Origin of the sequence: Rhodanobacter sp. K2T2 (assembly GCF_013408815.1) — a bacterium.
Lineage (GTDB): Bacteria > Pseudomonadota > Gammaproteobacteria > Xanthomonadales > Rhodanobacteraceae > Rhodanobacter.
Genome location: NZ_JACCCA010000003.1, coordinates 228,007 through 250,264, shown reverse-complemented (window position 1 = coordinate 250,264; position 22,258 = coordinate 228,007). Strand labels below are relative to the sequence as shown.

Here is a 22,258-nt window from a genome sequence, read left to right as displayed (position 1 = left end):
GTTGGGATGGGCCATTTACTTGATGGTGCGAACCTTCGAACCGCTGACGCCGTAAAACAGGATATAGGCGTAGCACAGCAGCGGCAGGAAAAACGCGTGCTGCAGGCCGATATGGTCGGCGAACACGCCCTGCACGTAGGGAATCAGCGCGCCGCCGACGATGGCCATGATCAGCAGGCTGGACGCCTTGCTGGTCAGCGTGCCGAGACGCTCGATGCCGAGCGCGAAGATGGTGGGGAACATGATCGAGTTGAACAGGCCGATTGCCACGATGCTGTAAACCGCCATGTCGCCGCTGGTGAGCATGGTGGTGAGCACGAGCAGGGCATTGATCGCGGCGAAGATCGATAGCAGCGTGCGCGGCAGCACTTTCGCCATCAGCGCCGAGCCGATGAAGCGGCCGACCATCGCGCCGCCCCAGTATAGCGACACGTAATGCGTGGCCTGCTGCTCGGTCATGTGACCGATGTCCGGCATCGCCAGATAGTTGACCAGGAAGCTGCCGATGGAAACTTCCGCGCCCACGTAGAAAAAGATGCCCAGCACGCCGAACAGCACGTGCGGATGACGCAGTGCCTCCATCAGTGTGTGCTTGGTGGTGGCGCCCGGCTTTTCCGTGGTTTCTTCCAGCGTGGGCAGGCGGAACAGCCAGACGAAGACGGCCAGCAGGAACAGCACGATCGCCAGGCCGACATACGGCATCTGCACGGCCTGCGCCTGTTGGGTCTGGTAGATCAGCTGCTGTGCCGGCGCAAGCTTGGCCAGCTCATCCGGCGTCTTGACCACGTTGGACAGGATCAGCAGGCCGCCGAACAGCGGCGCCAGCGTGGTGCCCAGCGAGTTCAGCGCCTGCGCCAGGGTCAGGCGGCTGGAGCTGGTTCGCTCCGGGCCGAGCAGGGCCACGTAGGGGTTGGCTGCCACCTGCAGCACGGTGATGCCGGTCGCCAGCACGAACAACGCGCCAAGAAAGGCGTTATAGGAATGCAGCGCTGCCGCGGGCCAGAAGCCCAGCGCGCCGATGCCGGCGATGGCCAGGCCGGCAACGATGCCTTTTTTGTAGCCCAGCGCGGCGACGAGCTTGCCGGAGGGCAGCGCCATCAAGAAGTACGCGCCGAAAAAGGTGAACTGGACCAGGATCGCCTGCGCATAGTTGAGCTGGAAAATGGACTTCAGATGCGGGATCAGAATGTCGTTGAGGCAGGTCAGGAAGCCCCACATGAAAAAGATCGTGGTGAGCACGCCGAGCGCCATCGGGTAATCGGTGTAGCGATTGCCCTTGCTCGGGCCTGACGCGGCGGCCGTGGGCGGGATGTTTGGAGCCATGGGGAGTCCTTGAGTGGGTTTTGCGTGAGTCGATCTGGGAGAGTCAGAAAGCAGGTGGTGGGCAGCTACTGGCGCGGATTACCAGTTTTACCGGCGCAACAGTTTGGCGATTGGGTGTATGCGGTTCGTGCAGGCGCTGCAGCATCAGCTGCGCAGCCTGCATGCCGCGCTCGTGCGGCGCGGTGGACAAGGTGGTGAGTGGCGGCATGCCCAGCGCGGCCTCGGCAATGTCGTCGAAACCGGTCAAGGCGAAATCCTTGCCCGGGCGCAAGCCGCGCTGGTTGAGGCCGAGCATCAGGCCCAGGGCGACCGCATCGTTGTAGCACACGGCGGCCGTAGGCGCGGCGTCACCGGCAAACAGCGCGGCCGTGCGGTGCGCTGCGTCGAGGCGGGTCGGCGCGCATTCGATCTGCCATGCCGGCTCGACCGGTAGGCCCGCCGCCTGCATCGCCTCGACGAAGCCGGCGCGCCGTTGGCTACACGAGCTGGAGTCGTGGTGACCGCCAAAAAAGGCGATACGCCGATGGCCGCGCTCGATCAGGTGCTCGGTCGCCAGCCGGGCGCCGCGCTGGTTGTCCAGCGCCAGCTGATCCCAGCGCGCGATGTCGGGCGCCGCGCCGCCGAGCTCGCGATTGAACAGCAGCAGCGGCGACAGCGGACCGATGGCCGCGAGCACGTCCTGCGCATTGCTGTGCTCGGCCGGCGACAGGATGATGCCGGCCGGGCCATGTTCCAGCAGCGAGCTGAGCACGGCCTGCTCGCGGCTCGCCGACTCGCCAGTGCAACCGAGCAGGGTGACGTAACCGGCGGCGGCCAGCGCTTCGTCCACGCCGGCGGCAAATTCCGCGAAGAAGGGGTTGGCCAGGTCGTTCAGTACCAGCGCAATGCTGGTCGAGGTGCGCCGGCGCAGATTGGCGGCAGCGCGGTTGTAGACGTAGCCCTGTCGTCGCAGTTCCTGTTCGACCCGTGTGCGCGTCTCGCGATTGACCAGGGGACTGCCGCGCAGCACCAGCGATACCGTGGCGCGCGACAGGGCGCAACCGGCGGCAATATCGTTAAGCGTGACTTTGCGATGGGTCGGCGGGTGGCTGGACACGGTACTCTGCGAATGGCGGCGATGCAGATTTGGAACGATCCAAATGTAACTTATCGGCGCAGTTAAACACGCCGCGACGCAGCATGCGCCTGCCGGGTGCAGGATGCTAGCGTGCGATGCCTGTTGATGTTCCGACTCCCCTGTTCGAGGTTGAAATGGTGCTCTGTTCGCGTCGTGCGTTATCCCGGTTGATCTGTTGCGCGCTCGTTTCGGCGGCAGCCGTGCTTCCGGCCCAAGCCCAGAACCCGCAGGGCGGGCATGCCGCCGAGGTCGATCCGCGCATCGGTACCGGCGGCGACGGCCACACCTTTCCGGGCGCCACGGTGCCGTTCGGCATGATCCAGCTGAGCCCGGATACGGCGATGCCGGACTTCAAGCACGCCTATAAATGGGCGGCCGGTTACCAGTTCAACGATCCGACCATCATGGGTTTTTCGCACACGCACTTTTCCGGTTCGGGACACTCGGATTTGGGCGATGTGCTGGTGATGCCGATCGCCGGCGATGTGAAGCTGGATCCGGGCGATGCGACCAAGCCGGGCAGCGGGTACCGCTCGCGCTTTTCGCACGACACCGAGATCGAGCAAGCGGGTTACTACGCGGTGACTCTGGCCGATTACGGCGTGCGCGCCGAGCTGACCGCCGGCCAGCGGATCGGCTGGCATCGCTACACCTTCCCGCAGGGCAAGCTGGCGCATGTATTGCTCGACCTGCGCCCGAGCATTTACGACTACCCCGGCAAGGTGCTGTGGGCGCACCTGCGCGTGCAGGCCGACGGCACCGTCACCGGCTGCCGCACCACGCGCGGCTGGGCGCCCGGACGCGAGCTGTGTTTCGCCATGCGTTTTTCGCAGCCGATGACCTCGCGCGAGCTGTACAACCGCGAGACCGACACCGTCTACAAGGGCTTCGCCGGACCCGGCAACCAGCCGCAGGACAAGGACGCGCAGAACGGCCGCGCGTTGGTCGCCTCGTTCGATTTCGGTCAGCTCAAGCAGCCACTGGAAGTGAAAGTGGCGATTTCGACGGTCAGCGAGGTCAACGCGGTGGCCTCGCTGGACCAGGACGGCCAGGGCTGGGATTTCGACGCCCGCCGGGCCGAGGCCACGGCGGCCTGGAACAAGGCGCTGGCGGCGATCGACGTGGAAGGCTCCAAGGCCGAAACGACGAGCTTCTACACCGCGCTCTATCACGCGATGCTGGCGCCCACGCTGAGCACGGACGTCAACGGCGAGTTCCGCGGACCCGACCACGCCGTGCATCGCGCGCACGATGCCAATGGCGACTTCAACTTCTATTCGACCTGGTCGATGTGGGATGTTTACCGCGCCGAGGAACCGCTGATGGTGCTGCTGCGGCCGGACCTCAGCACGCTGTTCATCCGTTCGCTGATCGCCGCACGTGAGGCCAGTCCGTTCGGCATCCTGCCCGTGTGGGCGTATCAGGGGCTGGAAACCTGGTGCATGACCGGCTATCACGCGCTACCGATCATCGCCGATGCCTACATCAAGGGCGTGCGCGGCTTCGACGCCGAGGCGGCGATGCGCGCCATGGTCACGAGTGCGACCTATGCGCCGTACGGCGATCTGGGCGACTACATGAAGCTCGGCTACGTGCCCATCGACAAGGAAGCCGAGGGTGCGTCCAAGACCCAGGAATATGCCTACGACGACTGGTCGCTGGCGCAGATGGCCAAGGCGATGGGCAAGACCGACATCGCGGCGACGTTCGAGCAGCGCGCCGGCAACTGGCGCCACGTGTGGGACCCGAAAACCAGCTTTATGCGTGCGCGCTTGAGCAACGGCCAGTTCCGCGAGCCGTTCGATCCCAACTTCGCCGGCTACGGCAGCGACTACACCGAAGCCAATGCCTGGCAGTACTCCTGGTACGTGCCGCAGGATGTGGCCGGGTTGATCCATGCCTTCGGCGGCGACGCCAAGTTCACCGCCAAACTCGACCAGGTATTCGACGCCAAGGTCGATCCGGCGCAGTTCAAGGACGTGGAGGACATCACCGGGCTGATCGGCTGGTACGCGCACGGCAACGAGCCCAGCCATCACATCGCCTATCTCTACGACTACGCCGGCCAGCCCTGGAAAACCCAGCAACGGCTCAAGCAGATCATGGATACCCAGTACGCGCCGCGGCCCGACGGCCTGGCCGGCAACGACGACCTGGGTCAGATGTCGGCCTGGTACATCTTCACCGCGCTGGGCTTTTACCCGGTGACGCCGGCCAGCGACGAGTATGCGATCGGGCGCCCGTTCGTGGCGCGGGCGGCCATCCATCTTGGCAACGGGCATACCTTTACGGTGAGCGCCGATCCGCTGGATGACGCGCACCCCTACGTTGGCGCGGTGACCCTCAACGGCAAGCCGCTCAATCGCGTGTACCTGCATCACGCCGAGCTGCTGGCCGGCGGCGAGCTGCATTTCAGCATGCAGGCGCAGCCGAACACGACCTGGGGAACGGCGCGCTCGGTACGACCGTCGTCCACCAGCGCCTACGGCCGCTGATCCCGCCACGTCAGGCGGACGCCCCCGCAGGCATCCAGCCTGCCGTGACGTTCAGCATTCCGTGAAACATGCAAGAATGCCGCGGCTGTTGAACCCGGCAGCCCGACCTTCAAGACCGACGCGAAAAGACCGACGATGGCGACAGAAATGAAAGCCAGAGACATGGTGAGCTGGCGTATTGCCGGCCTGCTGGTGGCCATCTTCATCATCGTCGGGCTGCCGTACCTCGTCACGCTGAACAATCTGCGCCAGACCGAGCAGACCACGGCTTGGGTGGCCCACTCGAACGCCGTCAAGGCAGTGACTTACGAGATCGCCTACCTGGTTCGCGACAGCGAAGCGGCGGCTTATCGCATGCTGGCCGGCGACGGTAGCAACGTCACGCAGATGCGCGTGGATCGCGCCGGTAGCGATGTGAAAGGCCTACTGGCGCAGCTGCGCGACATGACCCGGGACAATCCCGATCAGCAGATCCTGATCGGCACGCTAGACAGCAGCGTCAACGGCCGCATTACCCTGATGAATCAGGCGACCACACGGATCGAGCACGCCGATATCGCGGGAGGGCGGCAATCGCTGCGCGACGCCGGCGATCTGTTCAAGATCAACTCGACGGTCGTGTCCATCGTGAAAAACGAGGACGCCCTGCTCGCCTCGCGGCAGGCGGCGGCCAGCCATGAGGCGAGCACGGGCAAGCTGGTGCTCGCGGTAACCGCGCTGGCGCAGCTGCTGCTGCTGGCCATCATCGTGGTGGCGTCGGAGCGTCAGGTCGGTCGGCGGCTTGTCGCCGAGACGCGCGAGAGCAGTGCGGTGAAGCGTTCTCAGCAGATCCTGCATGCCGTGCGCGAACCCATCGCGCTGTTCGACGACAAGCTGAATGCGCTGTTGGTCAACACCGCTTTCAGCGAGCTGTATCAGATGGACGCCGACGAGCAGGCGCAGCCGCTGGCCGAGATCGGTCACGGCGCCTGGAACGACAGCGTGCTGCAGCAGCGGCTGCGCGACGTGCTGCTGCGCGACCGCGAGCTGTGGGATTACGACATGACCCAGCGCACGATCGACGGTGAGGACCGGCACGTCGTGGTCAATGCGCGCCGGCTGCAGCAGCAGGAAAGCGATGCGCCCACGCTGCTGCTGACGGTCAGCGACATCACGGCGCGCGCGATGGTCGAGCAGAAGGTCAGCGAGCTCAACCGCCAGCTCGAGGGCAAGGTCAGCCAGATCTCCGACGTCAACCGCGAGCTGGAGGCCTTCAGCTACTCCGTGTCGCACGATCTGCGCGCGCCGCTACGGCATATTTCCGGCTTTGCGCGCAAGCTTGAGCATCACTTGGGCGAGCACGTCGACGAGAAGGCCGCGCACTATATCGAGGTCATCTCCAGCTCGGCGCAGCGCATGGCGCTGCTGATCGACGACCTGCTGGTTTTTTCGCGGCTGGGGCGCGGTGCGCTACGGCTGCAGGCGGTGGATATGCAGACCGTGGTTGAGGAGTCGCGCGCGATTGTCGAGTCCGGCGCGCAGGATCGGCGCATCGTGTGGGATCTGGAGCCATTGCCGATGGTGATCGGCGATGAGAACATGCTGCGCACGGTCTGGCAGAATCTGCTCGGCAACGCGGTGAAGTACACTGCGCAGCGCGACATCGCCACCATCAAGGTGACGGTGCAGCAAGGCGCCAACGGGGATTACGAATTTACCGTGGCCGACAATGGCGCGGGCTTCGATATGCAATATGCGGACAAGCTGTTCGGCGTGTTCCAGCGTCTGCATCGCGCGTCCGAATTCGCCGGCAACGGCATCGGTTTGGCCAATGTGCGGCGCATCATCAGCCGTCACGGTGGCCGGGTCTGGGCTGATGCCGAGCTGGGCAAGGGCGCCAACTTCCATTTTTCGCTACCGGCCACCGATCTGGCTGGGGCTTCGGCTTCAACGAATGAGACTCGCGTATGAATAAGCGTGACCTGCGTACCATCCTGCTGGTTGAAGACAGCCCCGCCGACGCCGAGATGGCGCTCGATGCGCTCAATGGCGCGCATCTGGCCAACCCGGTGGTGCACGTGGAGGACGGCGTGGAGTGCCTCGACTACCTGCATTGCCGCGGCGCGTTCGCCGGACGCCAGGACGGCGACCCGGCCGTCGTGCTGCTGGACATCAAGATGCCGCGCATGAACGGGCTGGACGTGCTCACCCAGATGCGCGCCGACGAGCGCATGCGGCGCATCCCGGTGGTGATTCTCTCGTCCTCGCGCGAAGAGAGCGACCTGGCCCGCAGTTGGGATCTCGGCGCCAATGCCTATGTGATCAAGCCGGTCGACGTCGACCAGTTTTTCGACGCGGTGCGCACCCTCGGCCAGTTCTGGGCGGTATTGAATCAGCCCCCGGAAAAAGAGTGATAGTCAGCGATAACCGGGGCGTGAAAGCCCCGCTGCAAACCCGGCAAGATGTGCAAACGAAAGGCTTGGAAAACCGCATCGAGGAGAGCAGGTCGCTGGCAGAGATTTTTCCGAAAGGCCCAGAACATTGTCGCGCCGGTTTTCATGCCGCCCGGCCGCACAGTTTCCGGTCACGCTGAATTCGTTTCCCTGGAACCCATCCATGCCACACCGGCAGACTCAATTACCGCCAAGCATTCGCGTGCTGCAGGTCGAGGACAGTGCACTCGATGCCGAGCTCGTACTGGCGCAGCTCGATGAAGACGGCATCGCCTACGAGGTGCGTCTGGTCGACGACGCGCCGCGCTTCCTGGCGGCTCTGGAGGAGTTCAAGCCGGACATCGTGCTCTCCGATCTGAGCATGCCGGGCTTTTCAGGCCAGCACGCGCTGGAGTTGCTGCGCCAACGCGACGAGGACCTGCCGTTTATCTTCGTCTCCGCCACGCTCGGCGAAGAGGCGGCCATCGAGGCGCTGCGCAACGGCGCCACCGATTACATTCTCAAGCAGAATCCGGCGCGACTGGCCAGCGCCGTGCGCCGCGCGCTGGCCGAGGCCGACGCGCGCCGCGCCAGCCGCCGTGCCGAAGCCGAGCTGATCCGCGCGCAGCGCTTCGAGAGCCTGGCCATGCTGGCTGGCGGCCTAAGCCACGACCTGCGCAACCTGCTGCAGCCGCTGCTGCTGGCCGGCGACAGCCTGCAGGATTACCAGGACGATCCGCGACTGGCCCGGCTGGGCAAGCTGGTGCGCGATTGCGGCAAGCGCGGGCTGGACATGGTGCAGTCGATGCTGTCGTTCGCACGCGGTGCGCGGCGGGCGGAAGAGGTGCGTCTGGGTGCGCTGCTCAACGCGCTCGACCTGCTCCTGCAGGGCAGCATTCCGCGTTCGGTGGCGATGGAGCTGGCGATCGAAGACCCCGAGCTGTCCTTCGAAGGCAACCACACCGAGCTGCAGCAGTGCCTGCTCAATCTCTGCCTCAACGCGATTCAGGCCATGCCCGACGGTGGCAACCTGCGCATCGAAACGGCGCAGATCCATCTGCCGCTGGATTTCTTTCTGCCCGAAGAGCACCCGCGTCAGGGCCGCTACCTGCGCATGAGCGTGATCGATAGCGGCGCGGGCATGAGCCAGGATGTGCTGGAGCGACTGTTCGAACCGTTTTTCACGACCAAGGAAACCGGTACCGGCCTTGGCCTGCTGTCGTGCAAGCGCATCATCAGCACCCACGGTGGCGTGATGCGCGTGAACAGCGAGCCAGGCAAAGGCACGCGGTTCGATCTGTATATCCCGCTGGAGGAGCTGGCGGCCGACAGCGAACACAGTGGCAGCAAGGACAGCCTGGAAGGTTCCGGCGAGCGTGTACTGGTGGTGGTGGAAGAGGCCGGGCAGCTCTCCCTGATGGTCGACACGCTCGACTCCTACGGTTACGAAGCGCATGCCAGCCAGAGCGGTACCGCGGCTTTGCAGTGGATCGAAGCCTGCGGCCTGCCCGATCTGGTCGTGCTCGATGCCGACATGAACCTGTACACCGGCGTGCGCACCTTGGCGGCATTGACCGAACATGGGTACAACGGTGCCGTCATCCTGCTCGGTCGCCCCGAGGCACCGCCGGATCTGCACGAGCTGCCGCCGTTCGATCACCTGTATGTGATGAACAAGCCGATCACCACGCCGCTGCTGCTGAAGACCTTGCGCAAGGCCCTGCTGGCGGCAAGCGGCGAACAGTAGCCACTGATCTGATACGGTTCCCGCAACGACGGGTGCTGGAACCGTATCAGTCGATGCCGAGCTTTTTCAGCTTGTAACGCAGCGCGCGAAAGGTGATGCCGAGTTTTCTGGCCGCGGCGGTCTTGTTGTAGCGCGACTCTTCCAGCGCCTTGATGATGGCGGTGCGCTCGAGGTTGCTGATGTAGTCGTCCAGCCCACCGTTATCGGCGGCTGGCGGCGGCGCATGGCCGCCCATCGTCGGCATGCTTTCCTGAAAGGAGGAGCGCGGCGCGCGCTGCGGCAGCATCAGGTCGTCGGCGTCGATGCTGTTGCCGTCGCACATCGCCATCGCGCGCTCGAGAATGTTTTCCAGCTCGCGCACGTTGCCGGGGAACTCGTAGGCCTCCAGCGCCTGCCTGGCCGCCGGCAGCAGCTGACCGACGGGTTCGCCGCTCTTGCCGGCGAGCGCTTTGAGAATAAAGGCCGACAGCAGCGGTACGTCGCCGCGGCGCTCGCGCAACGGCGGTACGCGCAGTTCGATCACGTTGATGCGATAGAACAGATCCTGGCGAAACTGACCCTGCTCGACCAACTGGCTGAGGTTCTTGTGCGTGGCCGAAAGAATGCGTGCGTCGACCGGAATCTCGTCGCGGCCGCCGATCGGGCGCACGGCTTTCTCCTGGATCGCGCGCAGCAGCTTCACTTGCATGTGTAGCGGCAGTTCGGCCACTTCATCGAGAAACAGCGTGCCGCCCTGCGCGGCCTGGAACAGGCCTTCTTTGTCGCTGCTGGCGCCGGTAAAGCTGCCCTTGCGATGGCCGAAGAATTCGCTTTCCATCAGCTCGGATGGAATCGCGCCGCAGTTGACCGGCACGAACGGACCGCTGGCGCGCGGCCCCTGCTCGTGGATCAACCGCGCGACCAGCTCCTTGCCCACGCCGGATTCGCCGGCGATATAGACCGGCGCCTGATTGCGCGCCAATTTGCCGATGGTGGCGCGCACCTGCTGCATCGCCGGCGAGTCGCCGATCAGGCGTTCGCTGGAGTCGCCGGGTTTGGCCGCGCCGACGCCGTTGCGCTTTTCTTCGGCAAGCTTGAGCGCGGTGCGCACGAGGCCACGCAGCATCTGGATATCGACCGGCTTGGAAACGAAATCGAACGCACCGGCCTTCAGCGCGTTCACCGCGGCGTCCACGTTGCCGTAGGCAGTGATCATCGCCACCGGCGTATCCGGCGCCGTGCTGGAGATCAGTTCGATGATTTCCTGTCCGTCACCGTCAGGCAGGCGCATGTCGGTGAAGCACAGGTCATAGGTTTTTTCGGAAAGGGCGCGACGCGCCTCCGCCACTGTGCCTACAGCATCGACTTGCAAATCCATCCGGCCCAGCGTGATGGTCAACAGTTCGCGGATGTCGCGCTCGTCATCAATGACCAGAACGGTCTGTAAGCTCATGGTGCGCCGTGTTGCGATAGGTTGGTCAGAGAATACCCGTCCAGGCCGAGCGGGGCAAAGATCGCAACCCAGGCGTGCGGTTTCCGTGACGCATGTCGCCATCGGCAAAGGCTCTGGCCAACCATCTAGCGGCCCAGATGGCGATCGAAGAAGCTCACCATCACGGCATAGGCCTCCTTCGACTCGGGCATCTGCGGATCGGAGAAGAACGAGTGCCACATGCCGTCCCACACGTGCAGCTCGGCGTCGACGCCCGCTGCACTGAGCAGACGCTGGCTCTGCATTTCGGTGCTCATGGCGAAGTCGCGGGTGCCGGTGATCAGCAGGGTTGGCGGGAATTTCGCCAATAGCGCCGGCGAGTTGGCCGGAAAGACCAGCGGATCGTCCGCTTTGGCATGGGCGAAGTAGGGCAGGCTGGCAAGCTTGAGCGGTGCGCTCGGTATGGCCTGACCGTTGAGGATCGGCGCCACATAGCTGGAGTCGCCGCTGAACTCGGCCACCGACCCGCAGAACGTGCCGATCGCGCCAGGTACCGGCAGCTTTTTCGAGATGATCCAGGCCACCGCCTCGGCGGTCAGCACGCCGCCGGCGGAACAGCCGTAGATGCCGATGTTCTTCGCCGGATACTGCTTCAGCAGGGCGCGGTAGACCGCGGCGACGTCTTCGCTGGCGGCGGGAAAGACGTGCTCCGGGCCTTCGCGATAGTCGACGGTGACGACCTTGATGCGGCCAAGGCTTGCTAGCGGAATCGACTCGACCAGTCCGCCGCTATGCGCCCCCCACAGAAAGCCGCCGCCGTGCAGATTGATCAGTACGCGCTTTTTTTGCGCCGCGGATACGCCGTTGGCGGGCAGCACGACATCGGTCGGCACCCCGCCGATGGTTTCCGCATGCGTCGTCACCGGATAGATCGTCTGCATGCGCCTGGCGCGATCGCTGTTGATCCGGTCGTAAAATGTGCGACTCGGCTCGATGCCGAGCGCCAGCGATGGCGTTTTCCTGCCGTCTGCCAATACCTTCTGAAACATCGCCGCCGCCTCGGGCGAGGCGTAGCTCGAATAGGGAATGGAGAACGCAGATCCTGTCGCCGTACCGCTCTTGTCGATGGCCGGTGGCGTGTCGGCGAGAACCGGAGCACCGGACAGAAAGGCCAGAATAGCGATGGACAAAGTGCGCAGGCGGGTCATTGGCATGATGCATTTCCTCGACGTCGGGTGGAATGCGAAATCGTCTTGTCAGTGGGCGGCGCGGGTCAGCCGCGTCTTGCCGGCGGCATCGCGATCGATGGTGATGTCGTAGGCGATGCCGCGAAAGCGAACGTGCTTCAGCGTCAGCGATTTCCATGAGGCTGGCAGCACCGGCGGATACGCTTCGACCACGCCCGCTTCTTCGATGCGCAGGCCGGTGAAGCCATACACCATGTTCTGCAGCAGCCCTGCGCTGGCGGTCAGGAAATAGCCGGTGTTGTTGGTCGCGGTTTCGGTGCGCACGTTGAATGGCGGCTTGATCACGTCGGCCGTGATGTTTCGCCGAAACCACTCGCTCGCCCCGACTGCATCGCCCAGTGTGGCGGCGGCGATCGAGGTGGGCGCCAGACCCATGCTGTTGGGGTCGCGATGCGAGCCGGTGATCGGACTCAGCGCAAAGTCGTAATCGCGTTGGCGCAGGGCCTGCGTCATCGGAAAGTCGAGTGAGGGATACGACAGCATCGGCAGTGAGCTGCCGCCCCACGAATCCATGTCGTGCGGCACGCTTTCGTCGAGGTCGAGGTGATGGCCGTCTTTTTCGGAGAACGGAATCAGCATGCGTGCGGCGATATCCGACCAGCGCGGGTCGGGTGTCTCGCCGACGATCGCCGCCGCCGCGGTGGCGATGTTCAGCGCTTTCGCGGCCGAGGCGTTGGTGAAGGTGTCGTTCGGCACGTCGTTGTAGTCCTCGTCGACCGAGGTGACGTGCAGGATTTCGTAGCGCTGTTTCTTGGCATTGAAGGTTGCGCGGCCGGTCCAGAATTTCGCGATCTCGCGGATCACCGGCCAGCCATGCTGTTTGAGCCAAATCTTGTCACCGCTGGCCAGGTAGTACTGCCACTGCGCGATGGCGATATCGGCATTGACGTGGATCTCGCGCTCGCCCAGCACGCGCGCGAAATACGGCGTCTGTTCGGTGCCGTTCTCGGGATCGGCTTCCCATGGGTACATCGCACCCGGCAGCCCGCGTTCGCGCGCGCGCTGCTGCGCAGCGGGCAGTGTGCGGTCGCGGAACATCACCAGCGACTTGGCGCGCGACGGATGCAGCAGCAACAGCGCGGGGAACACCCACGAATCGCTGTCCCAGAACGCATGACCGGCGTAACCGGGCGTCATCGCGCAGGCACCGATCGGCCACGCGGTATCGGCGGTGGAGTTCGACAGCAGGTAGTACAGATCCGAATGCACGATCTGCTGTGCCTTCGAATCGCCGTCGATCTGGACGTCCGTTTGCCAGAGCGCGTGCCACGCCGCCTGATGCGCGCTCAGCAGCGCGTCGAATCCCTGCGTGCGGGCTGTGCGCGCCAGAGCGAGGTCGTCGCGCGCGTCGCCGCCCCAGTTCTCGCGCGAGGCGGCCACATATTTGGTAAAGGTATAGGTCTGGCCCTTGCGCACCGGGATGCGCAGGTTCAACGCGAGCCGATAGTCGCTCCGGTAGAACTTGCCGTCGATCGGCTTCAGCTGATCCGGCAGGCTGATCGCCGCGGCCTCGGCCATGCGCAGACCTCGTTCGGCGCGGCCATCGAGCGATAGCGTCAGATCCTTCGCGTCGCCGTGGCTGGTCAGTACGTGGGTATCACCGTGATACCAGAATGCGGCGCGATCGGAGGTGGCCGGCGCGATCGGCTCCAGCTTCATATTGTGCGCGGCGACCGCCTCCTGCATCTGCTCGCCGGTCAGCTTTCCCAGCGGCATGCGCGGTTGATACGGCGCCCAGGTATTGAGTGCGAAGGACAGTTCGACGATGCCGTCGAAATCCGGCGTGATCGACAGCTGCGTGGCCGCCAGGTGCGGCGACGCCTGGCTGACGAAGGTCGTCACGGCGACGTCGGTGGCACGGCTGTGATCGATATAGCGATAGCGCGTGCTCAGCGTGGCGTCGTGCAGGTTCAGCACCTGCCGGTAGTTCTGGAATACCGACGGCGCCAGCGCGACCTGATTCATCCAGAAGTGGCCGGCGCTGGAGGTGCCCGTGCTGTAGTCGATCTCGGTCCAGCCGGGTATGGCGGCGGGCCGCGAAAAGTCGTCCCTGGTGTAATCCATCAAGGCGACCATGTAGGCGAGGTTGCCTTCGGTGCCGCGCGGCGCGGTCATGGTCGAGAAATAGCCGTTGGCCAGCTGGCCGGGAAAGTAGGTAGCGAAATCGTTCGAGCTGGCGGTCAGCAGAAAGCTGGGGTCCGTTGCGGCGAACGAGGGCGCGACCGCTGAGAGAAGCAGCGCCAGCACGATCGGCCGGAGCCATGGCCGTGACGAATTCATGCGCTGTTTCCTGCCGCATCGGGCAACACGTCGAAGGCCACCGTCAGACGCGTGCGATCGCCTGTGAACGGTACGGTGCCGTGCCACAGGTAGGAAGGGAACAGCACCAGCATGCCGACCTCGGGTCGCAGTACGTGTTCGGCGGCTAACGCCGGAGTCGTCGCGATGCCCGGTGCACCGAACGCCAGGCAGCCTTCCGGCGTGGATGCCTTGGCGATGCCGTCGGGCATGTCGATATAGCAGGCGGACGAGATCCATCCACGCGGATGCACGTGATTGTTGTGAAAGCCCGACGTGCGCAGCCGCACCGACCAGCCGCCGTTGAATCGGTAGCTGCCGCGGTTGCGGCGGCGCATCGGGTCGTGGCCCTGGCCGATATGTGCGAGGTATTGACGTATCGGTGCGTCGAAGGCTGCGAACAGCGCCTGGATCGTCGGGTCGCTGCTGCGCGCCAGATCGTCGGTCGTTTCGGTGCCGTGGCGCAGCGACTGAAACAGCAGCGGATGTCCGTTCGCCGGATGCAGCCGTTCGAGGCTGCGTTTGACATCGGTCAGAAAACTGGCCATGTCAGCCCACGGTGCAGGCGCCTGCAATGGCTGGGGAACGACCAGCTGCGCGTAGTCGCACAGCTCGTCGTAGCGGGGATCGTCGAGCAGGCGCCACGCCGTCGTTTGCAGCGCGATGAGATACTGGTCGTCCGGCGTGCGCGACAAAAGCTCTTCGGTCTGCGCCAGCGCTTCGCCTGCCTCACCCACGCCGAGCAGCGACGCTACGCGAAGATTTTTTGCGGGCTCGTTGGCTGGCGACGTGCGCAGCGCTCGCTCGGCGAGCGCCAGCGATGCCGCCGGGTCGAATTCCAATGCTGCCAGGCCTGCACGCACCAAGAGCGCGGGCGTCGCCTGCGGTTTGCCGGCCTGCTCGGCCAGGCAGGCGTACGCGCCACGCGCGTCGCCGGCGCCCTGCAGAATCGCCGCTTTCGTGGCGCGCAGCGTGTCGTCGTCGGCAAACGTCTGCAGCGCCCGATCGAGCATCGCGGTGGTCTGGCCGATGTCGCCAGTGCGCATCCACACCAGCCGGGCCAGATGGTTTTGCGCATCGACGAGACGCGGGTTCTGTCGCAGGCAATCGTGCAGCGCCGCCTCGGCGCGATCGAACTTGCCCAGACCGATCAGGCTGCGCGCGTGCGTGAAATAGGCGGCGGCGGTCCGGTGTCCGCTCGCTATTGCCGATTGGGCTACTCGCTCGGCCTCCGCATGCCGGTTCGCGGCATCGAGCGCGATGGCCAGCGCGTGCGCAGCGGCAGGGTCGGCGGGAGATCGTTCGGCGCGTCGACGGTAGATCGCGATCGCTTCCTCGTGGCGACCCAGCGCCGCCAGTGCCGTCACGTGCTGCGTGACCAGTTCGACCTCGGCGTTTTCCACCGCGCAAAGCGGTGCGACTATGGCGAGGGCTTCACTCGCGCGCTGCGCGTCGTTGTAATAGCGCGCCAGTGCCAGCGCGGCGTGCGGCAAACGCTGTGCTGCACGGCGCAGCAGCGGTTCGGCCTCATCGCCGCGGCCGCGACTGAGCAGCAGTTCGCCCAGCGTCGCCAGCGTCGGCGCCCAGTGCGTATCCTTGGCCAGCGCCTGGCGCAGCAGGGCTTCGGCGGCGTCGATGTCGCCCAGGGCCTGCTTGGTCCCGGCCAGCAGACGCAGCGGCTCGACCGCCTCGGGATGCTGCGCGACCAGCTCGGCGAGTCGATCGTGCGCGTCGCGCAGGTCGCCCGATTGCAACAGGGCGCCGACGCGGCGCATGGATTCGAGCAAGGCGTGCGGCAAGGTATCCATTCAAATGCCGTTGTTTGGATACCCATGCGAACCCGTCGCACCGGCGAAACGCGAACGGCCAGCGTGAGCGATGGTGAAGATATCCATCGCCGTCATAGCGACTTGCGCGTCAGCCGGGCCTTGCCTGCCGCATCGCGATCGACCGTGATGTCGTACAGCTTGCCGCGAAAGCTGATGTGCTTCAGCGTCATCGATCGCCAGGTCGGTGGGAGCGCAGGGGCATAGGCTTCGCTGAGGCCGCTATCGTCGATGCGCAGGCCGCTCAGTCCGTACACCAGACTCTGCACAAAGCCTGCCGAGGTGGCGAGAATATAGCCGGCGTTGTTCGAGGCGGTTTCGCTGCGTACGTTGTAGGGCGCTTTCAGAAAGCCGACCAGGTTGCGCTGCAACCACTCGCCGGCCGTCTTGCCATCGCCCACTTCGGCGGCGGCAGTGGCCAGCATCACCATCATCATTTCGTTGGGGTCGTTGCCGTGCACTTTCAGCTCTTCCAGCTGGAAGGCGAAGTCGTTCCGACGGATTTCCGGCGACATCGGCAGATCGAGATTGGGATACATCAGCCACGCCAGCGACGAGCCCATCCAGGTGATCTTGTCGTGCGGCACCGAGGCATCGAAGTCGAGATGACGCTGCGCCTTGGCATCGAACGGGATATACATCTTCCTGGCGATAGCGGCCCACTGCGGATCGGGCGTGGCACCGACCTTGAGCGCGGCGGCGGTCGCGATGTCCAGCGCCTTGCGCGCGGCGGCGTTAGTGAACGAGTCGTTCGGCACGTCGTCGTAGGCCTCGTCGGGCGACGTGACGTGCAGAATTTCGTAGCGGTCGTCGGTCTTGTCGTAACTGACGCGGCTGACCCAGAAATCGGCGATCTCCTTGATCACCGGCCAGCCGTTCGCCTTCAGCCAGGCGCTATCGCCGCTGGCCAGGTAGTACTGCCATTGCGCGATGGCGATGTCGGCGTTGACGTGCACCTCGCGGAACACACCATAAGCAAAGTGCGGCGTGTAGTCGATGCCGGTTTCCGGATCGGCCTCCCACGGATACATCGTGCCCTTGACGCCGTACTGCGCAGCGCGCTCACGCGCCGGCTGCATGGTGCGATGGCGGAACATCACGATCGGCTTGGCCCGCTCCGGGTGCAGCAGCAGCAGCGCGGGGAATACCCATGAATCGGAATCCCAGAACGCATGTCCGGCGTAGTTCGGGGTCAGCGCGCACGCGCCCATCGGCCATGCCGTGCCGGTGGTGGAGTTGGACAAGAGATAATAGAGATCCGAATGCACGGCCTGCTGCACCTTCGCGTCGCCATCGATCGCGATGTCCGACTGCCACAGCGTATGCCAGGCGGCCTGATGGTCGGCGAGCAGCTTGTCGAAGCCGGTGCCGCGCGCTTTTTTCGCTAACGTGGCGGTGGCTTCTGCATCGCCACCCCAGGTTTCGCGGGACATTGCCACGTATTTGGTGAAGGTATAGGTCTGGCCCTTCTTTACAGGCACCTTCAGATTCAGCGCCAGCTGATAGGTGCTTTTGTCGAGAGTGATGGCGCTAGGCTCGATGCCCTTGGGCAATTCGATCGCAGCCGCCTCGGCCATGCGCAAACCCTGCTCGGCCTTGCCGTCGAGCTGCAGGGTGAGATCCGTCGTGCTGCCGTTCTCGTTCGAGACGCCGGTGTCGCCGTGGTACCAGACCGGTGCGCGGTCGGCGGTGCGATAGTTGACCGGCTCGGTCACCGACATATTGTTGGCGGCGACCGCGGCCAGCATCTCGTCGCCGGTCATCTTGCCGATCGGGAAGCGCGGCTGGTGCGGTGCCCAGATATTCAACGGAAACGACAGCTGCACGGTGCCGTCGAATTCCGGCGTGACGCTGATGCGCGTCGCCGCCAGATGCGTATCCGCCTGGCTGACGAAGGTGGTGACGGCGATGCGCGTGGATTTGCCGCCGTCGTCGGTATAGCGGTAGCGCGTGGTCAAGGTGCCGTCGTGCATGTCCAGCGTCTGCTGGTAGTCGCCGAAGGCTTTCTCGCTGAGCAAGGTGCGGTTGAGCCAGAACTCGCCGGCGGTCGATTTGCCCGTGCTGTAGTCGATGCCGCTCCAGCCGGGGATGGCCGCCGGGCGAGCGATATCGTCCTTGGCGTAATCCATGAACGCGACCATGTACGCAAGATTGCCTTCGGTGCCACGCACCGAGGTCATGGTCGAGAAATAGCCGTTGGCCAGATAGCTGGGAAAGTAGTTGTCGAAATTCTTCGACGTGGCGCTCATGACGAAGCTTGGGTCCGTCGCGGCGTGCGCTGCCGGTGCGGCCAGAGCCAGCGCCACGAAGAGAGGGGATAACAGTCGATGAGCTAGCGTCATGTTATTTCCGTATGGATGGGGCCGGCGTGACTGGCCCGGTGTGGATGCGTGCAGGCAATCGCACGCTTATTTGCCGGCCAGGTTCAATGCGGTCGGTGCGGCGCCGCCGGCGCGGTCGGTCTCGCGTTTGAAAAAGAACAGCGTGACCAGTACCAAGACCATCGGCACCAGCGAAAAATAAAAGGCGTGGATGCCGTCGAAGCTGGCGAATACCCGCGCCGTGATGTACGAGCCCAAGGTGCCGCCGAGCGCCGAGAAAACCACGATCAGCCCGGTCATGGCCGCGTGCATGGGCTTGGGCAGGGAGCTCAGCGCCACCGAATTGATCACCGGATAGATCGGCGCCATCAGTAGACCGAGCAGGGGAATCAGATAGGCCGCGGTCGGTGCGTTGAACCAGCCCACGTCCGCTCGCGCCACCACGCCACTGGCCAGTGGCAGCACGATGATCACGAGCACGCCCATGCCGATCACGCAGACGTTGAGCAGGGTGTACCAGCGCACGCGCTTCAGCACGATGCCGGCGGCGATGCGCCCAAGCGCGGTCATGCCGGCCAGGATGCTGGCGAACTGGATGCTCATGGCATTGGGCAGTTTCAGTATTTCGTTGTTGAACGTCGGCAGCCAGGTGCCGAAGCTCTGCTCGATCAACACGTAGAGAAAGGCGGATGCCAGAAACACGTACACCAGCGGCCGTACGAACAGCCGGAACATTTCCATCAGCGAGTCGCCGAACGAATTGTTGTGCCCGTGCGAGTGCGCTGCGCTCTCGTCCAAGCGGCTGCTGGCCAGCAATACGATCACCAGAGCGCACAGCGTCGCCAGCACCCAGTAGACGTTGAACCATACCGGGTTGCCCGGATGCGCGCGATCGACAAAGCCGCTGAAGATCCAGTTGCCGGCGAGCACGCCGACCATGAACATGCCTTCGACGAAATTGGTCAGTCGCGAATGCGCGGTCTTGTCGGCGGTGAGCAGGCCGATCGATGAATACACGCCGACCTTGGCCAGCGCAAACGAAATGCCCACGCAGGCAAACAGCAACCGCGTAGTCAGGAAAGTAGGGTAGATCGGCATCAGCAGGCAGGCGCCGCCGACGATGGCCAATGCCAGCATCATCGACCGCTTGTAGCCGGCCAGCGGAATGAACGAGGCGACCAGAAACGAGGTGAGCGCGATCGACAAATCTTTGTAGCGCTCCAGCGCGCTGGCTTCGGGCTTGTCGATGCCGAACGTAGCGATCGACTGCAGGATCACCGTGCCTACGCTGTTGAGCAGGATCGCGAAGATCATGTAGATCAGTACCAGCGCGGCGATCATGCGGTATCGGTTCACGGCATTCTCTTGGTTCGTTTTCGGCAGCGTAGTAATGGCGTGGTCCGACCCGTCTTGGGGCGAGAGTCGGACCACGCTTTTCGCACTAACTCAGCTCTGTTATTGCAGCCTTGTCAACGCCGGGCGCATCGATCAGAAACTGTATTTCGCCTGGAAGTTGACCTCGCGACCTTCCAGCGGACGGGCGAGAATCACACCGCCGGAAACGCCGGTGCCGAAGATGCGCGAGTTGCTCTCGGTCAGGCCCAGCTCGTTGGTGATGTTGGTCCCCTGCAGGCGCAGCTGCCAGTTCTGCTCGACGTTGGCGACGATACCGAAGTCCAGCGTGTTGTAGCTGCCCAGCTGCTGCAGGCCGGAAACGTCCTGCGTGTGTGCGCCGACATGCGTGTAGGTGACGAAGGTGGTGATGTCGCCCCAGCCGAACGGAATGCGGTAGCTCGGCGTAAAGGCATAGTGCACCTTCGGCTGACGCTGCAGCTGCACGCCGTCGATAAAGGCGCAACCGGTCTCGCCCGTTACCGTGTTCGTGAACGAAAGGCAGGAATTGTTGTGCGTGTAATGCCCATCGAGATAGTTGGCTACGAGCGACAGCTTCAGGTTCTCGACCGGTGTGACCGAGCCGATAAAGTTCACACCCTTCGAGTCGGAGCCGTACAGCGCCTGTGGACCGATCGGCGTACCCGAGGCGGTCGTCGGCTGATAGGTCAGGCCGTTGAACTGCTTGTGATAGACACTGATGTCGGCGTAGAACAAGGGCGACTGATACTTGAAGCCGCCTTCGAAGTTCTGGATTTTCTGCAGCGGCGCGGTATTGCCGGTGGTGTTGCCGCGCAGCGCATTGTCGAAGTCGCCGAAATGCACGCCCTTGTTGGCTCGCACGTACAGGCTCATGTTGTCGGCCAGCTCGTAGTTCGCACCGACCGTCCATGAGGTATGCGTTTTGTTGTACGCCGTATGCGCATAAGTGCCATTGCAGACGGGAACGGCGTTGTTGTAGAGGGTGTAGGGATTGTTATCCAGATCCTCGTTGGTCATGTTGCAGACGTTGAGCGTGGATTCTTGGTTCTCCAGACGCGCCGACGCGTCGAACAGCCAGCGGTCCAGATGCCAGGAGTCGGACAGGTAGAACGCCTTGTTGTTCGAGACGCCCTGCTCGGTGATGTCGTAGTTGCCGTTGAGGTTGCTGAAGCCCTGCGGATCGGTCACGTAATAGGTCTTACCGTTGAGCTGATAGCTCACCGCGATCGGCCGCGCGTTCGGCGTATTGGTCATCAGCATCTGGTTGCCCAGCGCCCAGGCGTCGTCGTCGGTGTAATGCGCCAGGTAGACGCCGGCAGTGAGGGTATTGCCGTCGAAGATTTCCTTGCTGAGGCGGAAATCGTTGTTCATGTTGCGCAAATGCTTGTGGATGTACCACCAGCCCTGCTGGATCACGCTTTGATTCGCGCTTACCGGACCTCCACCACCGGGGCCGGCGTAGGTCGCCGTATAGGTTGAGCCGGCCGGCAGCAGCAGGCCGTTCTGGCTGGCGGGCACGTTGTAGAGCTCGTCGTTGAGCGATGCCGGGTTCGAGCCGGAGAACAGCGCGTTGGTGTTGACGTCGCCTTCGTCGAACAGAAACTTGTCGCTCAGCGTGATGCCGTTGCCGAGGTCGTAGTCGAAGTTCGCGCCGAAGAAATTCATCTTGGCACCGCGACCGTTGGCGAGGTTCGCGTTCGAGCCGCCGTTGGGATACGCGGCGAGGAACACATGCTGCAGGTACTTGCTGTTGTAGGTGTCGGTTAGCGGATCGAAGCCGGGGTAGGCGCTGAAATGATCGCTGCCGCTCTGCAGCAGCGGGATCGGCGTGATGAACTGGTTCTTGTCGTCCAGTGTGCGCGCGTACAGGGTGAACGAGCCGTTGTCCGAATCGTGGGTCAGTGTGCCGGTGAGCTGGCCGCCCTTGTCGGCGGCGAACTGCGGATCGCGCACGCCGGAGGAGTCGCGATAGAAACCGCCCACGCTGCCGTACCAGTTGTCGGCGATCTTGAAGCCGTAGAAGCCGTCGACGCGCTTGAGGTCTTCCGAGCCGTAGGTCACGCCGATGCTGCCCGACGGTACTTCGGTGCCCTGCTTGAGAATGAAGTTTTCCGTTGCGCCGATCTGGCCGTCGGCGAACACGACGGATGGGCCACCCTGCACGATTTCGACACGCTCGATGGTGTCATCGAGGCGGAAGATCGATGTCTGTTCGAAGAACGACAGCGACGGCATGCCGTACAGCGGTGAGCCCATCAGCTGCACCGTGTTGAACGGCGCATCGCCGCCGCCCGGAAAGCCGGCGATTTCGATATTGGCGCCGGTCTGGCCGCCGGTGGATTCGGGCCAGAGTCCCGGCGAGATCTTCAGCAGATCGGCGGTACTCTTCGGATTGGCCTGCCGGATCTGTTCGGCATTGGCCGTGGTGATCGTGTAGCTGGCGTCGATTTTCTTGACCCCGGTAGCCGAGCCGGTGACCACGACCTGATCGAGGTTCTTGGTCGTCTTCGCATCGGTGCCGGCGGCATTTTTCTTTGCCGCCGCCGGCGGTGGCGTGGCGGTGGCGTTCTGCGCCGGCGCGCTGGTCTGCGCGCTGGCGGCCGCTGACATCAGAATGCCGGAAATGGTCGCCGACAGTACGAGCATGGCCATGGGCCGGTTGCGCTTGGTGCTTGTCATTTCATCTCT

At 64.1% G+C, this 22,258-nt stretch carries 13 protein-coding genes; 4 read left to right on the top strand and 9 right to left on the bottom strand.

The genetic code is table 11. The features are described from left to right. Positions 1 to 15 precede the first annotated feature (15 nt). Positions 16 to 1,251 (bottom strand): L-fucose:H+ symporter permease, encoded by a 1,236-nt coding sequence (gene fucP, locus HDE78_RS06705; protein ID WP_255457695.1) that lies wholly within the window; start codon positions 1,249 to 1,251, stop codon positions 16 to 18. Between the two features lie 115 nt (positions 1,252 to 1,366). After that, positions 1,367 to 2,419 (bottom strand): LacI family DNA-binding transcriptional regulator, encoded by a 1,053-nt coding sequence (locus HDE78_RS06700; RefSeq protein WP_345776039.1) that lies wholly within the window; start codon positions 2,417 to 2,419, stop codon positions 1,367 to 1,369. Positions 2,420 to 2,535: 116 nt separating this feature from the next. Here HDE78_RS06700 and HDE78_RS06695 point away from each other — a divergent pair, with 116 nt between their 5' ends. From HDE78_RS06695 to HDE78_RS06680, 4 genes are all read left to right on the top strand, one after another. After that, positions 2,536 to 4,935, top strand: coding sequence for a GH92 family glycosyl hydrolase (locus HDE78_RS06695; RefSeq protein WP_345776038.1), 2,400 nt, complete (start codon positions 2,536 to 2,538; stop codon positions 4,933 to 4,935). Between the two features lie 147 nt (positions 4,936 to 5,082). Further along, a complete protein-coding gene (locus HDE78_RS06690) occupies positions 5,083 to 6,885 on the top strand; it encodes an ATP-binding protein (RefSeq protein WP_179477756.1) in 1,803 nt (600 codons plus the stop codon). After that, entirely contained in the window at positions 6,882 to 7,328 is a 447-nt protein-coding gene (locus HDE78_RS06685; RefSeq protein ID WP_179477755.1) for a response regulator, read from the top strand. Before HDE78_RS06690 ends, HDE78_RS06685 begins: the two co-directional genes overlap by 4 nt. A gap of 202 nt (positions 7,329 to 7,530) precedes the next feature. Next, on the top strand, positions 7,531 to 9,093 hold the full coding sequence (locus HDE78_RS06680) for a response regulator (RefSeq protein ID WP_179477754.1): 1,563 nt from the start codon (positions 7,531 to 7,533) through the stop codon (positions 9,091 to 9,093). Positions 9,094 to 9,139: 46 nt separating this feature from the next. Here HDE78_RS06680 and HDE78_RS06675 read toward each other — a convergent pair whose 3' ends face one another. From HDE78_RS06675 to HDE78_RS06645, 7 genes are all read right to left on the bottom strand, one after another. Beyond that, entirely contained in the window at positions 9,140 to 10,525 is a 1,386-nt protein-coding gene (locus HDE78_RS06675) for a sigma-54 dependent transcriptional regulator (protein ID WP_179477753.1), read from the bottom strand. A gap of 125 nt (positions 10,526 to 10,650) precedes the next feature. Then, a complete protein-coding gene (locus HDE78_RS06670) occupies positions 10,651 to 11,718 on the bottom strand; it encodes an alpha/beta hydrolase fold domain-containing protein (RefSeq protein ID WP_255457678.1) in 1,068 nt (355 codons plus the stop codon). A gap of 42 nt (positions 11,719 to 11,760) precedes the next feature. Beyond that, a complete protein-coding gene (locus tag HDE78_RS06665; protein WP_179477752.1) occupies positions 11,761 to 14,031 on the bottom strand; it encodes a glycoside hydrolase family 65 protein in 2,271 nt (756 codons plus the stop codon). Continuing rightward, positions 14,028 to 15,857, bottom strand: a complete 1,830-nt coding sequence (locus HDE78_RS06660; RefSeq protein ID WP_179477751.1) for a putative 2OG-Fe(II) oxygenase — start codon at positions 15,855 to 15,857, stop codon at positions 14,028 to 14,030. The genes HDE78_RS06665 and HDE78_RS06660 overlap by 4 nt, the downstream gene beginning before the upstream one ends. A 92-nt stretch (positions 15,858 to 15,949) precedes the next feature. Next, positions 15,950 to 18,217: a glycoside hydrolase family 65 protein gene (locus HDE78_RS06655; RefSeq protein ID WP_179477750.1), complete on the bottom strand. Its 2,268-nt coding sequence runs from the start codon at positions 18,215 to 18,217 to the stop codon at positions 15,950 to 15,952. Positions 18,218 to 18,283: 66 nt separating this feature from the next. Next, the gene (locus tag HDE78_RS06650; protein ID WP_179477917.1) at positions 18,284 to 19,537 is read right to left on the bottom strand and encodes an MFS transporter; all 1,254 of its coding nucleotides are present in this window, start codon (positions 19,535 to 19,537) and stop codon (positions 18,284 to 18,286) included. Positions 19,538 to 19,684: 147 nt separating this feature from the next. Then, entirely contained in the window at positions 19,685 to 22,249 is a 2,565-nt protein-coding gene (locus tag HDE78_RS06645; RefSeq protein ID WP_179477749.1) for a TonB-dependent receptor, read from the bottom strand. Between the last annotated feature and the right edge of the window lie 9 nt (positions 22,250 to 22,258).